11 protein-coding genes are annotated in these 15,648 nt (G+C 70.2%); 8 read left to right on the top strand and 3 right to left on the bottom strand.

What is annotated here, in order from left to right:
• Positions 1-45 precede the first annotated feature (45 nt).
• Positions 46-273 (top strand): DUF6191 domain-containing protein, encoded by a 228-nt coding sequence (locus OHT51_RS12745; protein WP_328879031.1) that lies wholly within the window; start codon positions 46-48, stop codon positions 271-273.
• A 10-nt stretch (positions 274-283) separates the two neighbouring features.
• On the opposite strand, the gene OHT51_RS12740 is transcribed toward OHT51_RS12745, so the two are convergent.
• Positions 284-1,420 (bottom strand): PQQ-dependent sugar dehydrogenase, encoded by a 1,137-nt coding sequence (locus OHT51_RS12740; protein WP_328884309.1) that lies wholly within the window; start codon positions 1,418-1,420, stop codon positions 284-286.
• A gap of 826 nt (positions 1,421-2,246) precedes the next feature.
• Positions 2,247-3,245 carry an aldo/keto reductase gene (locus OHT51_RS12735; protein WP_328879030.1) on the bottom strand — a complete coding sequence of 333 codons (999 nt, stop codon included), beginning with the start codon at positions 3,243-3,245 and terminating at the stop codon, positions 2,247-2,249.
• 76 nt (positions 3,246-3,321) lie between these two features.
• Here OHT51_RS12735 and OHT51_RS12730 point away from each other — a divergent pair, with 76 nt between their 5' ends.
• The 6 genes from OHT51_RS12730 to serA all read left to right on the top strand — a co-directional run bounded on the left by OHT51_RS12730 (position 3,322) and on the right by serA (position 13,350).
• Entirely contained in the window at positions 3,322-4,272 is a 951-nt protein-coding gene (locus OHT51_RS12730) for a 2-hydroxyacid dehydrogenase (RefSeq protein WP_328879029.1), read from the top strand.
• Positions 4,273-4,724: 452 nt separating this feature from the next.
• A complete protein-coding gene (locus OHT51_RS12725; protein WP_328879028.1) occupies positions 4,725-7,763 on the top strand; it encodes a putative bifunctional diguanylate cyclase/phosphodiesterase in 3,039 nt (1,012 codons plus the stop codon).
• Positions 7,764-8,000: 237 nt separating this feature from the next.
• Positions 8,001-9,857 (top strand): acetolactate synthase large subunit, encoded by a 1,857-nt coding sequence (locus tag OHT51_RS12720; protein ID WP_328879027.1) that lies wholly within the window; start codon positions 8,001-8,003, stop codon positions 9,855-9,857.
• Between the two features lie 21 nt (positions 9,858-9,878).
• Positions 9,879-10,403: an acetolactate synthase small subunit gene (gene ilvN / locus OHT51_RS12715; RefSeq protein WP_007496172.1), complete on the top strand. Its 525-nt coding sequence runs from the start codon at positions 9,879-9,881 to the stop codon at positions 10,401-10,403.
• Between the two features lie 129 nt (positions 10,404-10,532).
• Entirely contained in the window at positions 10,533-11,531 is a 999-nt protein-coding gene (ilvC, locus tag OHT51_RS12710) for a ketol-acid reductoisomerase (protein ID WP_328879026.1), read from the top strand.
• 229 nt (positions 11,532-11,760) lie between these two features.
• Positions 11,761-13,350: a phosphoglycerate dehydrogenase gene (serA, locus tag OHT51_RS12705; RefSeq protein WP_328879025.1), complete on the top strand. Its 1,590-nt coding sequence runs from the start codon at positions 11,761-11,763 to the stop codon at positions 13,348-13,350.
• 35 nt (positions 13,351-13,385) lie between these two features.
• Here the strand turns inward: serA and OHT51_RS12700 are convergent, their stop codons facing one another.
• A complete protein-coding gene (locus OHT51_RS12700; RefSeq protein ID WP_328879024.1) occupies positions 13,386-14,942 on the bottom strand; it encodes an MFS transporter in 1,557 nt (518 codons plus the stop codon).
• A gap of 96 nt (positions 14,943-15,038) precedes the next feature.
• On the opposite strand from OHT51_RS12700, the gene OHT51_RS12695 reads away from it, so the two are divergent.
• Positions 15,039-15,623, top strand: coding sequence for a TetR/AcrR family transcriptional regulator (locus OHT51_RS12695; protein ID WP_328879023.1), 585 nt, complete (start codon positions 15,039-15,041; stop codon positions 15,621-15,623).
• Positions 15,624-15,648 lie beyond the last annotated feature (25 nt).

Genomic DNA, 15,648 nt, shown 5'->3' with positions numbered 1-15,648 from the left:
CCGAGGTTTACGCTGTAAGGGACGCCGCCGGCCCAGGGAGGCTCCGTGTTCAACGCGTTCGACGAACTCTTCGCGCCCGGCCGCAAGCACACCCGCGACGAACAGAACCGTCTGGAACTGACTCGCGAGGACGTCGGGGACGCCGACCCCGGGCGCGGACCGATAGATCTCGCGTCCGGGAAGGTCGTCGTACGGCCGCCCGAACCGTCGGCCGAGGAGGACGACGGCGGGCGCGACGGGAAGCGTGACGGGAAGCGCGACGGGCAGGGGTGAGGGCGGCCGCTCAGGTCACCTGCACCTCCAGAATCCGGTCGTCCCCGTCCTTCGGGCCGCCCCGTCCGTCGGTGTTGCTCGTCGTCACCCACAGCTTGTCGCCGCCCGCCGAAACGACCGTCCGCAGCCGGCCGTACTCGCCCTCCAGGAAGGCCTGCGGGTCGGCCGATGCCTCGGTCCCGTTCAGAGGGACCCGCCATAGGCGCTGGCCCTTCAGGCCCGCCATCCACATAGAGCCTTCGGCGTAGGCGATGCCGCTGGGGGAGGCGTCGTCGGTGCCCCACTGGGCGAGAGGATTGCGGTACTTGGAGTTGTCCGCCTTGCCCTCGGCTTCTGGCCATCCGTAGTTGCCGCCCGGCTTGATCGCGTTGAGCTCGTCCCAGGTGTCCTGGCCGAACTCGGCGGCGAACAGGCGCTGTTTGGCATCCCAGGCCAGGCCCTGGACGTTGCGGTGGCCGTACGAGTACACGGGGGAGTCGGGGAAGGGGTTGCCGGGAGCCGGTTCGCCCTCCGGGGTCAGGCGCAGGATCTTGCCGCCCAGGGACTCCTTGTCCTGGGACAGGCCTGTGTCGCCGCTCTCGCCCGTGCCTGCGTACAGCATCTTGTCGGGGCCGAAGGCGATCCGGCCGCCGTTGTGGATGAAGCCCTTGGGGATGCCCTTGAAGATCGTGTCGGGTGCGCCCAGTTGCTCGCCGGCCGGCCGCTGCTCGTCGTACAGCACGCGGACTATGCGGTTGTCCGAGGCCGAGGTGAAGTACGCGTAGATCATGTGGTCCGAGGCGTAGTCCGGCGACAGCGCCAGGCCCATGAGGCCGCCCTCGCCCGCCGGGGACACCCCCGGTACCTCGCCCAGCTCCGTCTTCTTGCCCGTCTCCCCGTCGACCCGCGTGATCGTGGCCTCGTCGCGGGAGGAGACGAGCAGGTCGCCGTCGGGAAGAGGGGCCAGGCCCCAGGGGGTGTTCAGGCCCTCGGCGACGGTACGCACCACCTTGACGGAGCCCTTCGCCGACGGGGTCTCCTCGGCGGCCTGCCCGGAGGGCGACGACCCCGCGGCCGTGCTGCTGGGCGCCGCGGCTCCGTCCTCGCCCGGTGATCCCCCGTCGTCGGAGGAACAGCCGGCCGTCAGCAGGAGCGCGGCCGCGGCCATCACGGCCGTCACAACTCGACGTTGCACGATCAAGGTCCCTTCGACGCGGCGGGTTCTACTTTTCTTACACCGCTCGCGCCTCACAGGTTCCCGATCCATGAACCTCGAACCACCACCGTGCGGGCGTCTCGTCCCTGTTCGGTCGGCAGCCGACGCCTGTGACCTGCGGCCGAGCCCAGTTGTGGGGGCCGGTGGGGCAGCCTCCGGGGGCCGAGACTTCCCGACGGGACGGGACGGGACGGGACGGGACGGGACGGGACGGGACGGGACGGGTCGGGACGGGTCGGGACGGGTCGGGACACAGGGCGGCGTCCGGGCCATCGAAAGATTCGCGCCGGTCAGTATGGCGGCCCTGTCCTTCGGTGTGCTGGGCCGTCGCCAGCCTGCATGGCCGCTGTCCGCCCGCCCCCCCGGCCGGATCTCGGCCCCAGCCCGGCGATTTTCGGGAGGCCAGGGTCCTTGCGCTGTACCGGCCCAGAGCCGCTGTGATCCAAGGCGGCCGAGGCACCCAGCCGGGTGCGTCTCCGGCAGCCGCATCCCTCCGGCCCCGGCGTCCTCGCTCACACAGCGCTCGCGCTTGGCCCGGCCTGGGGGCCGCGCTCCTGTGGTCCGCTGGAGCCCGCGGCTCGGCCGCCGTTCCTGGCCTGCGCCGCCCATCCGGGAGGCTTATCTGCCAGGTCTGCCAGGTCTGTCAGGTCTGCCAGCTCCGCCAGATCGGTCCGCGTCAGCCGCCGTCGCCCCGGCCCCTGGGGCCGCGATCATGTGGCGCCCGGCGCCCGGCGCTATGCGTCCGCGCCGCCGCCCCGCCGTCCCCCCACCCGCACCCTCAGTCCCACGACCCCAACGCCCCCGGCAACTCCGCCACCTCCGCCAGGTCCGTCTCCGTCAGCCGCAACTCGCCGGCCGCCGCGTTCTCGCTCACCCAGCGCTCCTGCTTCGCGCCCGGCACCGTGACCACGTGCCGCCCCTGGGCCAGTACCCACGCCAGTGCCACCTGCGCCGGCATGACGCCCTCCCCGTGGCGGGACGCGATGCGGCGCAGGCCGGCGATTATGGGCTGGTTGGCCGCCATCATCTCCGCGGTGAAGCGCGGGTGGCGGGCGCGGACGTCGTCCGGTTCGAAGCCCTCGCCGGGGGTCAGCCTGCCGGTCAGGAAGCCGTTGCCCAGTGGCATCGCGGCCAGGAAGCCGATGCCGCGGGCCTCGCACCACGGCAGCAGCGTCTCCAGGGCCTCCGGCGACCACACCGACAGCTCCGCCTGTACGGCGCTCACCGGAAAGACCTGCTGTACCCGCTGCAACTGGCGGATCGTCGCGTCGTGCAGACGGGTTCCCGAGCGGCGCCCACCGCGCGCGCCCACCGCGCACAGGCCCAACGCCCGTACCTTTCCGGCTTGAACGAGTTCCGCCATCGCGCCCCAGGTCTCCTCGACCGGTATTTCGGGGTCGGCGCGATGCAGTTGGTAGAGGTCGATGACGTCTGTCTGCAGGCGGCGCAGAGAAGCGTCGCAGGCGCGCTTCACATAGCCGGGACGGCCGTTGGCCACGATGTGCTGTTCGCCCACGAGCAGGCCGACCTTGGTCGACACGAACGCGTCCTGGCGGCGCTCCTTCAACACCCGCCCCAACAGCAGCTCGTTGGTGAACGGGCCGTACATATCGGCCGTGTCCAGCAGGGTCGAGCCCAGATCGAGAGCCCGGTGCACCGCCCTGAGCGACTCCTCGCCCCGCTGCCGCGACGTGCTGTAGGCCCAGCTCATCGGCATGCACCCGAGTCCGACGGCTCCCACCGCGAGCGCCGCCGCGCCGATCGTCCTGCGCTCCACCTGGCCGTAACCCTCCCTCTTTCGGCACCCCAACCTAACCTCTGCACTCCTGTTCGCCTGACATAGCCTCCAGGGCATGACTGCTGACGTGTGGCTCCCCATCCCACCGGAAGAGATCGAGGGCCTCCCGGAGGGCCCGCACTACCGCTTCTGGAACGGCGAGGAGACTTTCCCCGCCGACCCGGCCGAGTGCGCCTTCTACGTCGTCCCCTACATGAAGCCGCCGGGAATCGGTCAGCGTCCCCTGCCGGAAATGACCTCCGTGGACGTCGTGCAGACGCTTTCCGCCGGTATCGATCACGTGGAGTCAGGCCTGAAGCACCTGCATCCGGGCGTGCGGCTGTGCAACGCGCGCGGGGTGCACGAGGCGAGCACCGCCGAGCTCACGCTCACACTGATCCTCGCCTCGCTGCGCGGCGTCCCCGACTTCGTGCGGGCCCAGGACAGAGGGGAGTGGCTGAGCGGATTCCGGCCCGCGCTGGCGGACAAGAACGTCCTCATCGTGGGATACGGCTCGATCGGCGCCGCCATCGAGGACCGGCTCGCACCCTTTGAACTCGCGCGGGTGGCGCGCGTCGCGCGCTCTGAGCGCACCACGGCGCGCGGACCCGTGCTTCCGCTCACCGAACTGTCCGCCGTGCTTCCGGAAGCGGACGTCGTCATCCTCTCCACGCCCCTCACAGCAGCCACCCGGCACCTGGTCGACGCCGACTTCCTCGCCCGCATGAAGGACGGCGCGCTGTTGGTCAACGTCGCGCGTGGCGGCGTCGTGGACACGAAGGCGCTGCTGACGGAGCTGGAGACCGGGCGCATCACCGCGGCCCTGGACGTCACCGACCCCGAGCCGCTGCCCCGGGAGCACCCCCTGTGGCGTGCGCCGGGCGTGCTGATCAGCCCGCACGTGGGCGGACCGACGTCGGCGTTCCTGCCGCGCGCCAAGCGGTTGCTGGTGGACCAGTTGACTCGTTACGTGAACCGTGAGCCCCTTCGCAACGTGATCCTTACGACGGGCGCGGCGGGCGCGTGACGCTCGCGGGCTGAGCTTCCCGCGGGCGCCGTGGGCGCTGCGCGCAACAACTCCGAAACCCGCTTCGAGTACCGTCCGCAACCTTCCGGAAGCGGTCCGTACTCGCATATGCGCTGGTCGTCACGGAGCGTAGAGGTGCTATGTCCCTGAGTGACGAGACTGGTGTATCGTCCCGACAGGGGCTGCGCCGTGCACCTTTCGGCGCCGGGGATGGACATTTCAGATTTGTGAGGGGGGCGACGGGCGATGCACGGCCTATGGACGAGCAATCCGACGCGGCGGGGCCGTCGGCGGCGACCCTGGCGAACGGCCGCGCGCAGACGCGGCCATCACGGCACTCACGGCTGTCGTCACAGCCACGACCACCGCGGGCACAGCAGCCGCAGGCGGCATGCGCACCCAGCGCACCGGGACCCTCGGGACCCGCGAGCGGCGCGGACCTGGAGGGCCCGGTGAGCTCGCCACCGCCCTCCACGACGACGTTGGACGCGGGGCTGCGGGCTCAGCCCTCGTCGGCGGCGCTGCTGCCCGGTCCGTCGTTCCTCGGCGGCGGCTCGGGGCTGGTTCCGCAGCTCGTTCTGGCCCTGGTGTGCGCGGGATACGCCATCGGTTCCGCACTCGGCTGGGGCTCGGAGCAACTTGCGCTGATCATGGGCGACTTCGGGCTGGCCGCGGCGGCGGGCGCCGCCGCCGTGTCCTGCTTCCGCTACGCCCGTAGCCGCCGTATCCGCTTTCGGCCCGCCTGGCTGCTGTTCGCCCTCTCCTCGGCGATGGCCGCCCTCGGCAACCTGGTCTGGGGATGGTACGAGGTCGTCCTGCAGCGCCCCGTGCCCAGCCCCTCGTACGCCGACGGGTTCTTCCTGTGCTTCGCGCCGCCCGCCATCGTGGGACTCCTGGTGCTGGCCAAGCGCCCGGTGACGAAGGCCGGCTGGGTCTGCCTGGCGTTGGACGCCTGGCTGATCGGCGGCTCGCTGCTGACGCTGGCATGGAGCCTCGCCCTCGCCCAGGCGGCCAAGATCGACTCGAACGGCGGGGCCAGCGTGGCGCACACCGCGCTCTCGCTCGCCTACCCGCTGCTCGACATCGCCCTGGTCAGCATGGTGCTCGCGCTGCACTTCCGCCGCTCGTCGGCGAACCGCACCGCGGTCAACACCGCGATCGGCGCGCTCGCCCTGACCGTGATGTGCGACGCCCTGTTCACCTCGCCGCTGATGCACAACAGCTACCGCTCCGGCCAACTGCTCGACGCGGGCTGGTTCGCCGGCTCACTGCTGCTGGCGTACGCCCCGTGGGCCGCGCCCCGGCACGGAGACGGTGAGCGGCAGGAAGGCACGGGGCACACGCGCGTGGTGCACGAGCACGTGCCCGGACAGCGCGGTGGAAGCCACCACCACACGCCCGCGCCGGGAGGCGATCACAGCCGGTACCCGGTCACCCGGCCGATCGCCGGCTCCCTCGCCGCCCTCACGCCGTACCTCGCGGCCGCCGTCTGCACGCTGGGGATCCTGTACAACGTCCTCAACGGCCGCAGCGTCGACCGAGTCGTGCTCATCACCGGCGGCACCGTCGTGCTCGCCCTCGTGATGCGCCAGGGCATCATGCTGCTCGACAACATCACCCTCACCCAGGAACTGGCGCAGAAGGAGAACCACTTCCGCTCCCTGGTGCAGGGCTCCAGCGACGTCATCATGATCGCCGCACCCAACGGCATCCTCCGGTACGTCTCCCCGGCCGCCGCCGGGGTCTACGGCTGCTCCGCGGAGGAGCTGGTGGGCACGGAACTGGCCAATCTCATCCACCCGGAGGACCTGGGCTGCGTGGTGCACGAGGTGCGCCGCTTCCTCGCCGCCAGCCCACTTGAGGAACCCACTACGCGCATCGAGTGCCGCTTCCGGTCCGGAGACGACGGCTGGCTCAACGTCGAGTCAACCGTCAACCGCCACCACGGTGGCCTCATCTTCAACAGCCGGGACGTGACCGAAAGAGTGCGCCTGCAGGCGCAGCTCCAGCACAACGCCGAGCACGACCCGCTCACCGACCTGCCCAACCGGGCGCTGTTCACCAGGCGGGTCCAGCAGGCCCTGTCCGGCCGCCGCGCCTCCGACCGTGGCATCGCCCTGCGCAACACCGCCGTCCTCTTCATCGACCTCGACGGCTTCAAGGGCGTCAACGACACCATCGGCCACCAGGCCGGGGACGACCTGCTCGTCCAGGCCGCCCGCAGACTCCAGGACGCCGTCCGGGGCGGGGACACGGCATCCCGGCTGGGCGGCGACGAGTTCGCGGCCCTGATCGCCGGGGACAACACCCGCGACCGCACCGCCCGCGAACGGCACATCCTGGAGCTCGCCGACCGCCTCAGGCTGACGCTGTCGCAGCCGTACCTCATCGACGGCAACGATGTCCGTGTCAACGCCTCCATCGGCGTCGCCTTCGCCGAGCCCGGCCTCGGCGCGGGCGAGCTGCTGCGCAACGCCGACCTGGCGATGTACCGCGCGAAGGCCGGCGGCAAGGGCCGGGTCGAGCTCTACAAGCCGCAGATGCAGCAGGACGTCGTACGGAAGGCGGAGCTGGCCACGCGTCTGCGGGCCGCGCTGCACGACGGCGAGTTCGCGCTGCTGCACCAGCCGGTGGTGTGTCTGGACAGCGGCCGGATCGCATCGGTCGTCACCCAGGCGCGCTGGCGGTCCTCGCAAGGGGTGCTGTTCACGCCCGCCGAGTTCCTGCGGGTGTCCGAGGACAGCGACAAGACCGCCGAGCTGGGCCGCTGGATGCTGGAGGAGGCCGTGGAGCAGGCCGCCGAGCGCACCGCGACCGGGCTCGCCGTACCCGTCGCTGTGCGGGTGGGCGCGCGCCGGCTGCTGGACCGGTCGATGCCGCTCGGCTCGATCGAGGCGCTGCTGACCCGGCACGGGCTGCCGTCCGGGTCGCTGATCATCGAGCTGTCGGATCTGGACCACCGTGTCTCACTGGACGAACTGGAGCGCCGCCTGAGCGGTCTGCACCGACTCGGCGTCCGGGTCGCCCTGGACGGCTTCGGCAGCGGATACGCGGCGATCACGGCCCTGCGCCGGCTCCCCGTCGACGTACTCAAACTCGACCGCGGTCTGGTCGAGGGTGTCGTCGAGTCCGCGCGGCTGCACAAGATCACCAGTGGGCTGCTGCGGATCGCCGGGGACCTGGGGCTGCAGTCCGTGGCCGACGGCGTGGACCTGCCGGAACAGGTCGTCGCCCTGCGCGCGATGGGATGCACGCACGGGCAGGGCATGGCGTTCTCCGGGCCGCTGGACGAGTACCGGCTGCGTCGGGCGCTCAGTTCCGGCCAGTATCCGGTGCCGCACGGACCGGCCGAGCCCGCCTTCGCGGGCGGCGTGAGAGGTGAACGAGCCGTGGAGAGGGGCTCGGGGGTGTACACCGGTGGTGTGCCCGCTGTTCTCGGAGGCGGAAGTGGCCTGCGCTCACATAATGAGACTCCCGTCCCACCCACTTGACAGTGGGTGCGTGCCGGGGGGAGGGTCTGTGCCATGCGCACCCGAATTCTCGTACTTGGAAAGCGCGTCGGCTGAAGCTGGTGACGTCCGGACAGACCCGGAACTCCCAGCGACCACACCCGGCGCGCTCCCCTCGCTTGCCTTATGGCACGAGGGGTTTTTTGTTGCACAGGCACCTGTCGTGCAGCACCGAAACTCCGCTCAAACTTCGCAAAAACCCTCAGCATCGAGAAGAGAATGCCGATGACCGAGCAGGCCACCGGGGCCCATCACCCGCAGCCCCGGCCCCGATCCGGAGGACACCAGTCCGCCCCCGAGCACGTCACGGGTGCGCAGTCCCTCATCCGTTCGCTCGAGGAGGTCGGCGCCGACACGGTATTCGGCATTCCGGGTGGTGCGATCCTTCCGGCGTACGACCCGCTGATGGACTCCACCAGGGTGCGCCACGTCCTGGTCCGCCATGAGCAGGGCGCAGGTCACGCCGCCACCGGCTACGCGCAGGCCACCGGCAGGGTCGGCGTCTGCATGGCCACCTCGGGACCGGGCGCCACCAACCTGGTCACGCCGATCGCCGACGCCCACATGGACTCGGTGCCGCTCGTGGCGATCACCGGGCAGGTGGCCTCCAAGGCGATCGGTACGGACGCCTTCCAGGAGGCGGACATCGTCGGCATCACCATGCCGATCACCAAGCACAACTTCCTGGTCACCAAGGCCGAGGACATCCCGCGGGTGATCGCGCAGGCGTTCCACATCGCCTCCACCGGCCGCCCCGGCCCGGTCCTGGTCGACATCGCCAAGGACGCCCTCCAGGCGAAGACGACCTTCTCCTGGCCGCCGACCATGGACCTGCCCGGCTACCGGCCCGTCACCAAGCCGCACGCCAAGCAGATCCGCGAGGCCGCCAAGCTGATCACCGCGGCCAGGCGGCCCGTCCTCTACGTCGGCGGCGGCGTCCTCAAGGCCGGCGCCACCGCCGAGCTGAAGGTCCTCGCCGAACTCACCGGAGCGCCCGTCACCACCACCCTGATGGCGCTCGGCGCATTCCCCGACAGCCACCCGCTGCACGTGGGAATGCCGGGCATGCACGGTGCGGTCACCGCCGTCACCGCGCTGCAGAAGGCCGACCTGATCGTCGCCCTCGGAGCCCGCTTCGACGACCGCGTCACCGGCAAGCTGGACAGCTTCGCCCCGTTCGCCAAGATCGTCCACGCCGACATCGACCCGGCCGAGATCGGCAAGAACCGCGACGCCGACGTGCCGATCGTCGGTGACGCCCGCGAGGTCATCGCCGACCTCGTCCAGGCCGTGCAGAAGGAGCACGCCGAGGGCCACCAGGGCGACTACAGCGCCTGGTGGAAGGACCTCAGCCGCTGGCGCGACACCTACCCGCTGGGCTACGACCAGCCCGACGACGGCTCGCTGTCCCCGCAGCAGGTCATCGAGCGGATCGGCCAACTCGCGCCGGAGGGCACGGTCTTCGCGGCGGGCGTCGGCCAGCACCAGATGTGGGCCGCGCACTTCATCCAGTACGAGAAGCCGGCCACCTGGCTCAACTCCGGCGGCGCGGGGACGATGGGCTACGCCGTTCCGGCCGCGATGGGCGCCAAGGCCGGCGCGCCGGAGAAGGCGGTCTGGGCGATCGACGGTGACGGCTGCTTCCAGATGACCAACCAGGAACTCACCACCTGCGCCCTGAACAACATCCCGATCAAGGTCGCCATCATCAACAACGGCGCCCTCGGGATGGTCCGCCAGTGGCAGACCCTCTTCTACAACCAGCGCTACTCCAACACCGTGCTGCACTCCGGCCCCGAGGCCGACGGCAAGCAGCCGAGCGCCGGCACCCGGGTCCCCGACTTCGTGAAGCTGTCGGAGGCCATGGGCTGCTACGCGATCCGCTGCGAGTCGCCGGAGGACCTCGACAAGGTCATCGAGGAGGCGAACTCCATCAACGACCGCCCCGTCGTCGTCGACTTCATCGTCCACGAGGACGCGATGGTCTGGCCGATGGTCGCCGCCGGCACCTCCAACGACGAGATCATGGCCGCCCGGGACGTCCGCCCCGACTTCGGCGACAACGAAGACGACTGAGCGAGAGAGACGTAAAAGATCATGTCCAAGCACACGCTCTCCGTCCTGGTGGAGAACACGCCCGGCATCCTGGCCCGGATCGCCGCACTGTTCTCCCGCCGCGGCTTCAACATCGACTCGCTCGCGGTCGGCGTCACCGAACACCCCGACATCTCCCGCATCACCATCGTGGTGAGCGTCGCCGACCTGCCGCTGGAGCAGGTGACGAAGCAGCTCAACAAGCTCGTCAACGTGCTGAAGATCGTCGAGCTGGAGCCGGGTTCGGCCGTTCAGCGCGAACTCGTTCTGGTGAAGGTGCGCGCCGACAACGAGACCCGCTCCCAGATCGTCGAGATCGTCCAGCTGTTCCGTGCCAAGACCGTCGACGTCTCCCCGGAGGCCGTCACCATCGAGGCCACCGGTTCCAGCGACAAGCTGGAGGCGATGCTGAAGATGCTGGAGCCCTTCGGCATCAAGGAGCTCGTCCAGTCCGGCACGATCGCGATCGGCCGCGGCGCCCGCTCCATCACGGACCGCTCGCTGCGCGCGCTCGACCGCTCGGCGTAGGCGCGTTCGGACGGCCGGGTGACACCGGCCGTCCGGAATTCCGCCCGTATGGCGAGACCCCGAAACTTCCCTTCCGCCCCCCGTCATACGGTGGGACGCAACACCTGCACACCAAGGAGAGAACCCAAAGTGGCCGAGCTGTTCTACGACGCCGACGCCGACCTGTCCATCATCCAGGGCCGCAAGGTCGCGGTCATCGGTTACGGCAGCCAGGGCCACGCCCACGCGCTGTCGCTCCGTGACTCGGGTGTCGACGTCCGCGTCGGTCTGCACGAGGGCTCCAAGTCCAAGGCGAAGGCCGAGGAGCAGGGCCTGCGCGTGGTGACGCCGTCGGAGGCCGCCGCCGAGGCCGACGTCATCATGATCCTCGTCCCGGACCCGATCCAGGCCCAGGTGTACGAGGACCACATCAAGGACAACCTGAAGGACGGCGACGCGCTGTTCTTCGGTCACGGCCTGAACATCCGCTTCGGCTTCATCAAGCCCCCGGCCGGCGTGGACGTCTGCATGGTCGCCCCGAAGGGCCCGGGCCACCTGGTGCGCCGCCAGTACGAGGAGGGTCGCGGCGTTCCCTGCATCGCGGCCGTCGAGCAGGACGCCTCCGGCAACGCCTTCGCGCTGGCCCTGTCGTACGCCAAGGGCATCGGCGGCACCCGTGCCGGTGTCATCAAGACGACCTTCACCGAGGAGACCGAGACCGACCTGTTCGGTGAGCAGGCCGTCCTCTGTGGTGGTACGGCCGCGCTGGTCAAGGCCGGTTTCGAGACCCTGACCGAGGCCGGTTACCAGCCGGAGATCGCGTACTTCGAGTGCCTGCACGAGCTGAAGCTCATCGTCGACCTCATGTACGAGGGCGGCCTGGAGAAGATGCGCTGGTCGATCTCCGAGACCGCCGAGTGGGGCGACTACGTCACCGGCCCGCGCATCATCACGGACGCCACCAAGGCCGAGATGAAGAAGGTCCTCGCCGAGATCCAGGACGGCACCTTCGCCCAGGCCTGGATGGACGAGTACCACGGCGGTCTGAAGAAGTACAACGAGTACAAGCAGCAGGACTCCGAGCACCTGCTGGAGACCACCGGCAAGGAGCTGCGCAAGCTCATGAGCTGGGTGAACGAGGAGGCGTAAGCCTCGGCCGACGGGGCCGGAGCGCGCACATCCGGCCCCGTTGTCCAACCCGTCGCATCACGGACGGGTGATCCTTCCGAAGAGGCGCATGATGCCTCTCGGCGCGCCACTACACTGCCGTACTACATACGCGTCAGGCCCACAGCGTCGTGCGTCTTCCACGCGGACCACCCCTCCACCGCCTGCGGCCGTCGGGACGGCCGTCCGCAATGGACATGTGAGGACTCACGTGAGCTCGAAACCCGTCGTACTCATCGCTGAAGAGCTGTCGCCCGCCACCGTTGACGCGCTTGGCCCCGACTTCGAGATCCGCCACTGCAACGGAGCGGACCGAGCCGCCCTGCTCCCGGCCATCGCCGACGTGGACGCGATCCTGATCCGCTCGGCCACCAAGGTCGACGCCGAGGCCGTCGCCGCCGCGCGCAAGCTCAAGGTCGTCGCACGAGCCGGCGTCGGCCTGGACAACGTCGACGTCTCCGCCGCCACCAAGGCCGGCGTGATGGTCGTCAACGCCCCCACCTCGAACATCGTGACCGCCGCCGAGCTCGCCTGCGGTCTCCTGCTCGCCACCGCCCGCAACATCCCGCAGGCCAACGCCGCGCTCAAGAACGGCGAGTGGAAGCGCAGCAAGTACACGGGCGTCGAGCTGGCCGAGAAGACCCTCGGTGTCGTGGGCCTGGGCCGGATCGGGGCCCTCGTCGCGCAGCGCATGTCGGCCTTCGGCATGAAGGTCGTCGCCTACGACCCCTACGTGCAGCCCGCGCGGGCCGCACAGATGGGCGTCAAGGTGCTGTCGCTGGACGAGCTGCTCGAGGTCTCCGACTTCATCACCGTCCACCTGCCCAAGACCCCCGAGACCCTCGGCCTGATCGGCGACGAGGCGCTGCGCAAGGTCAAGCCGAGCGTGCGCATCGTCAACGCCGCGCGCGGCGGGATCGTCGACGAGGAGGCGCTGTACTCCGCCCTCAAGGAGGGCCGGGTCGCCGGCGCCGGTCTCGACGTGTACGCGAAGGAGCCCTGCACGGACTCCCCGCTGTTCGAGTTCGACCAGGTCGTCAGCACCCCGCACCTCGGCGCCTCCACCGACGAGGCGCAGGAGAAGGCCGGTATCGCCGTGGCCCGCTCGGTGCGCCTCGCCCTCGCCGGTGAGCTCGTGCCCGACGCGGTGAACGTCCAGGGCGGCGTCATCGCCGAGGACGTCAAGCCGGGTCTGCCGCTCGCCGAGCGCCTCGGCCGTATCTTCACGGCGCTCGCCGGTGAGGTCGCGGTCCGCCTCGACGTCGAGGTCTACGGCGAGATCACCCAGCACGATGTGAAGGTGCTGGAGCTCAGCGCCCTCAAGGGTGTCTTCGAGGACGTCGTCGACGAGACGGTGTCGTACGTCAACGCCCCGCTGTTCGCCCAGGAGCGCGGCGTGGAGGTGCGGCTGACGACCAGCTCGGAGGCCACCGACCACCGCAACGTCGTCACCGTGCGCGGCACGCTCGCGGGCGGCGAGGAGGTGTCGGTGTCCGGCACGCTGGCCGGCCCCAAGCACCTGCAGAAGATCGTCGCGGTCGGCGACTACGACGTGGACCTCGCGCTCGCCGACCACATGGTCGTCCTGAGGTACGAGGACCGTCCGGGCGTCGTCGGCACGGTCGGCCGTGTCTTCGGCGAGGCGGGCATCAACATCGCCGGCATGCAGGTCTCGCGTGCCGTCGCCGGTGGTGAGGCGCTGGCCGTCCTGACCGTCGACGACACGGTGCCCGCCGGGGTGCTGACCGAGGTCGCCGAGGAGATCGGGGCGACGTCGGCCCGTGCGGTGAACCTGGCCTGAGGCCTGTCGCACGCCCAGGCCTGAGACGCTGAGGCCTATCGAACGCCGGACGCGCTGAGCTTGCTCGGTTCGTCCGGCGTTTCGCATGCCGGCTCCCGGATCTCGACCCGGCGCAGCGTGACCGCGGCGAGCACCGCCGCCCCCGCCAGCAGGACCGCGCCCGCGATCGCCGCCCCCTGCATCCCGCTGGTGAACGCCTCCCGCGCGAGCGTGGCCAGACCCGGCACCCCGTCGGCGACCGCCAGCGCTCCGCCCAGCGTCTCGTGGGCCACGTCCGGTGCGGAGGCGGGGATCTCGTGGCGGTAGACCGCCGTACCGATCGAGCCGAGCACCGCCATGCCCATGGCGCCGCCGAACTCGCCGGCGGTCTCCATCAGGGAGGACGCCGAGCCCGCCCGCTCCACCGGGGCGGTGCCCATCGCGAGGTCCATGATCTGGGACATCACCATGACGCCGCCGACGGCGAGGACCGCGCACGAGCTCAGGACCAGCCACAGAGAGTCCGTACCGGCGAGGGCGAGCAGCGCGAATCCGGCCGCGGAGATCGCGAAGCCCGCCGTGACGACGTAGGCACGGTTGACGCCCCGCTGCACCAGCTGGGTCGCGATCGGCCCCGCCGCGCCGATCGGCACCGACGGCAGCAGCGCCCACAGCGCCGCCTCCAGCGCGCCCTTGCCGAGCACCGACTGCAGGTACTGCGTGGTGAAGTAGGCCGAGCCCATCACCCCGAACATGCAGACCAGGTTCAGGACGACCGACGGCGCGAAGCCCCGGCCGCGGAACAGGACCGGCGAGATCATCGGTGAGGCGGCCGTGCGCTGGCGGTGCACGAAGAGGGCCGCGAAGAGCAGGCCGACGGTGATCGAGACGACGTAGCGGACGTTGAAGCCCTCGGAGGGGATCTCCTTCAGTCCGTAGATCACGGGGAGCACGGCCGCCATCGACAGCGGGACGCTCAGCCAGTCGAAGCGGTCGGGGGAAGGATTCCTCGACTCGGGGAGCAGCAGCGGGCCGAGCACCAGCAGCAGCGCCATCGCGGGCAGGTTGACCAGGAAGACCGAGCCCCACCAGAAGTGCTCGACCAGGACCCCGCTCATCACCGAGCCGAGTGCGATCCCCGCGGTCATCACGCCTGACCACACGCCGATCGCCTTCGCGCGCTGGGCGGGGTCGGTGAACATCGTGCGGAGCATGGCCATCGTCGACGGCATCAGGGTCGCGCCGCCGACGCCGAGGATCGCGCGGGCCGCGATCAGCATCTCGGCGCTGTTCGCGTACGCCGCCAGCAGTGAGGCGGCACCGAAGGCGGCGGCGCCGATCAGTAGGAGCCGGCGGTGGCCGATGCGGTCGCCGAGCGAGCCCATGGTCATCAGCAGGCCGGCCAGCACGAAGGCGTAGATGTCGAAGATCCACAGCTGCTGGGTGCCGCTCGGCGCCAGGTCCGCGCTGATCGACGGGACGGCGAAGTAGAGGACGGATACGTCCATCGAGACCAGCAGCAGCGGCAGCATCAGCACGCCGAGAGCGGTCCATTCGCGGCGTCCGGCGCCGGGGGGAGGAGGCGTGGTGGTGCTCGTCGGGTTCGTTGTCATGGCGGTGAATGTACGCGCGTATTAAACGCTTGTCTAGAACGATTGTATAAGACGGCCGTATGGGACGGTTGTATGGATCGGCAGTAGAGTGGGTGCATGGGACACCGTGAGGATTTGCTGGAGGGCGCCAAGCGCTGCCTGCTCGACAAGGGGTTCGCGCGGACGACGGCGCGGGACATCGTCAAGGAGTCGGGGGCCAACCTGGCCTCGATCGGCTACCACTACGGCTCCAAGGACGCGCTGCTCGCCCAGGCCTATGTGTCGCTGGTCGAGGGGATGAGCGACGCCTTCGACGGCGACGAGGTCACCGGGGTCACCGCCGAGCCCGGCTCGCTCGAACGGTTCCGTGAGGTGTGGACGAACATCATCGGCACCATGAGCGGGCCCGGCTCCCTGTGGCGGCTCAGCATGGAGATCGTCGTCATGGGCGATCAGCTGCCGGAAGTCCGCGACCATCTGGCGGTGGCTCAGCGGGAGGCCTGTCGCGGACTGATTCCGCTGCTCATGGGCGGCCGGGAGGAAGATGTCCCGGAAGAGACCGTGGACACCCTCGGCAGGTTCTACGTGACCCTGATGACGGGGCTCATCGCGCAGTGGATGTTCGACCCGAAGACCGCGCCCGGCGCGGACCAGCTCACCGAGGGCCTGCGCCAGGTGCTGGAGGCAGCCACTCCGAAGTGACCCGCCTGACTCGTCCAGGACCAGC

The sequence above is a fragment of the Streptomyces sp. NBC_00299 genome (assembly GCF_036173045.1).
In the GTDB taxonomy this organism is placed as follows: Bacteria; Actinomycetota; Actinomycetes; order Streptomycetales; family Streptomycetaceae; genus Streptomyces; species Streptomyces machairae.
Note: the sequence above shows the minus strand (reverse complement) of the source record. Positions and strands in the feature narration are given on the sequence as shown.

What these genes read in the sequence shown, in the direction of transcription:
- OHT51_RS12700 (WP_328879024.1), bottom strand. Translation starts at nt 14,942, where the DNA reads ATGACAACGAACCCGACGAGCACCACCACGCCTCCTCCCCCCGGCGCC.
- ilvN (WP_007496172.1), top strand. Translation starts at nt 9,879, where the DNA reads ATGTCCAAGCACACGCTCTCCGTCCTGGTGGAGAACACGCCCGGCATC.
- OHT51_RS12730 (WP_328879029.1), top strand. Translation starts at nt 3,322, where the DNA reads ATGACTGCTGACGTGTGGCTCCCCATCCCACCGGAAGAGATCGAGGGC.
- OHT51_RS12695 (WP_328879023.1), top strand. Translation starts at nt 15,039, where the DNA reads ATGGGACACCGTGAGGATTTGCTGGAGGGCGCCAAGCGCTGCCTGCTC.
- OHT51_RS12720 (WP_328879027.1), top strand. Translation starts at nt 8,001, where the DNA reads ATGCCGATGACCGAGCAGGCCACCGGGGCCCATCACCCGCAGCCCCGG.
- OHT51_RS12740 (WP_328884309.1), bottom strand. Translation starts at nt 1,420, where the DNA reads ATGGCCGCGGCCGCGCTCCTGCTGACGGCCGGCTGTTCCTCCGACGAC.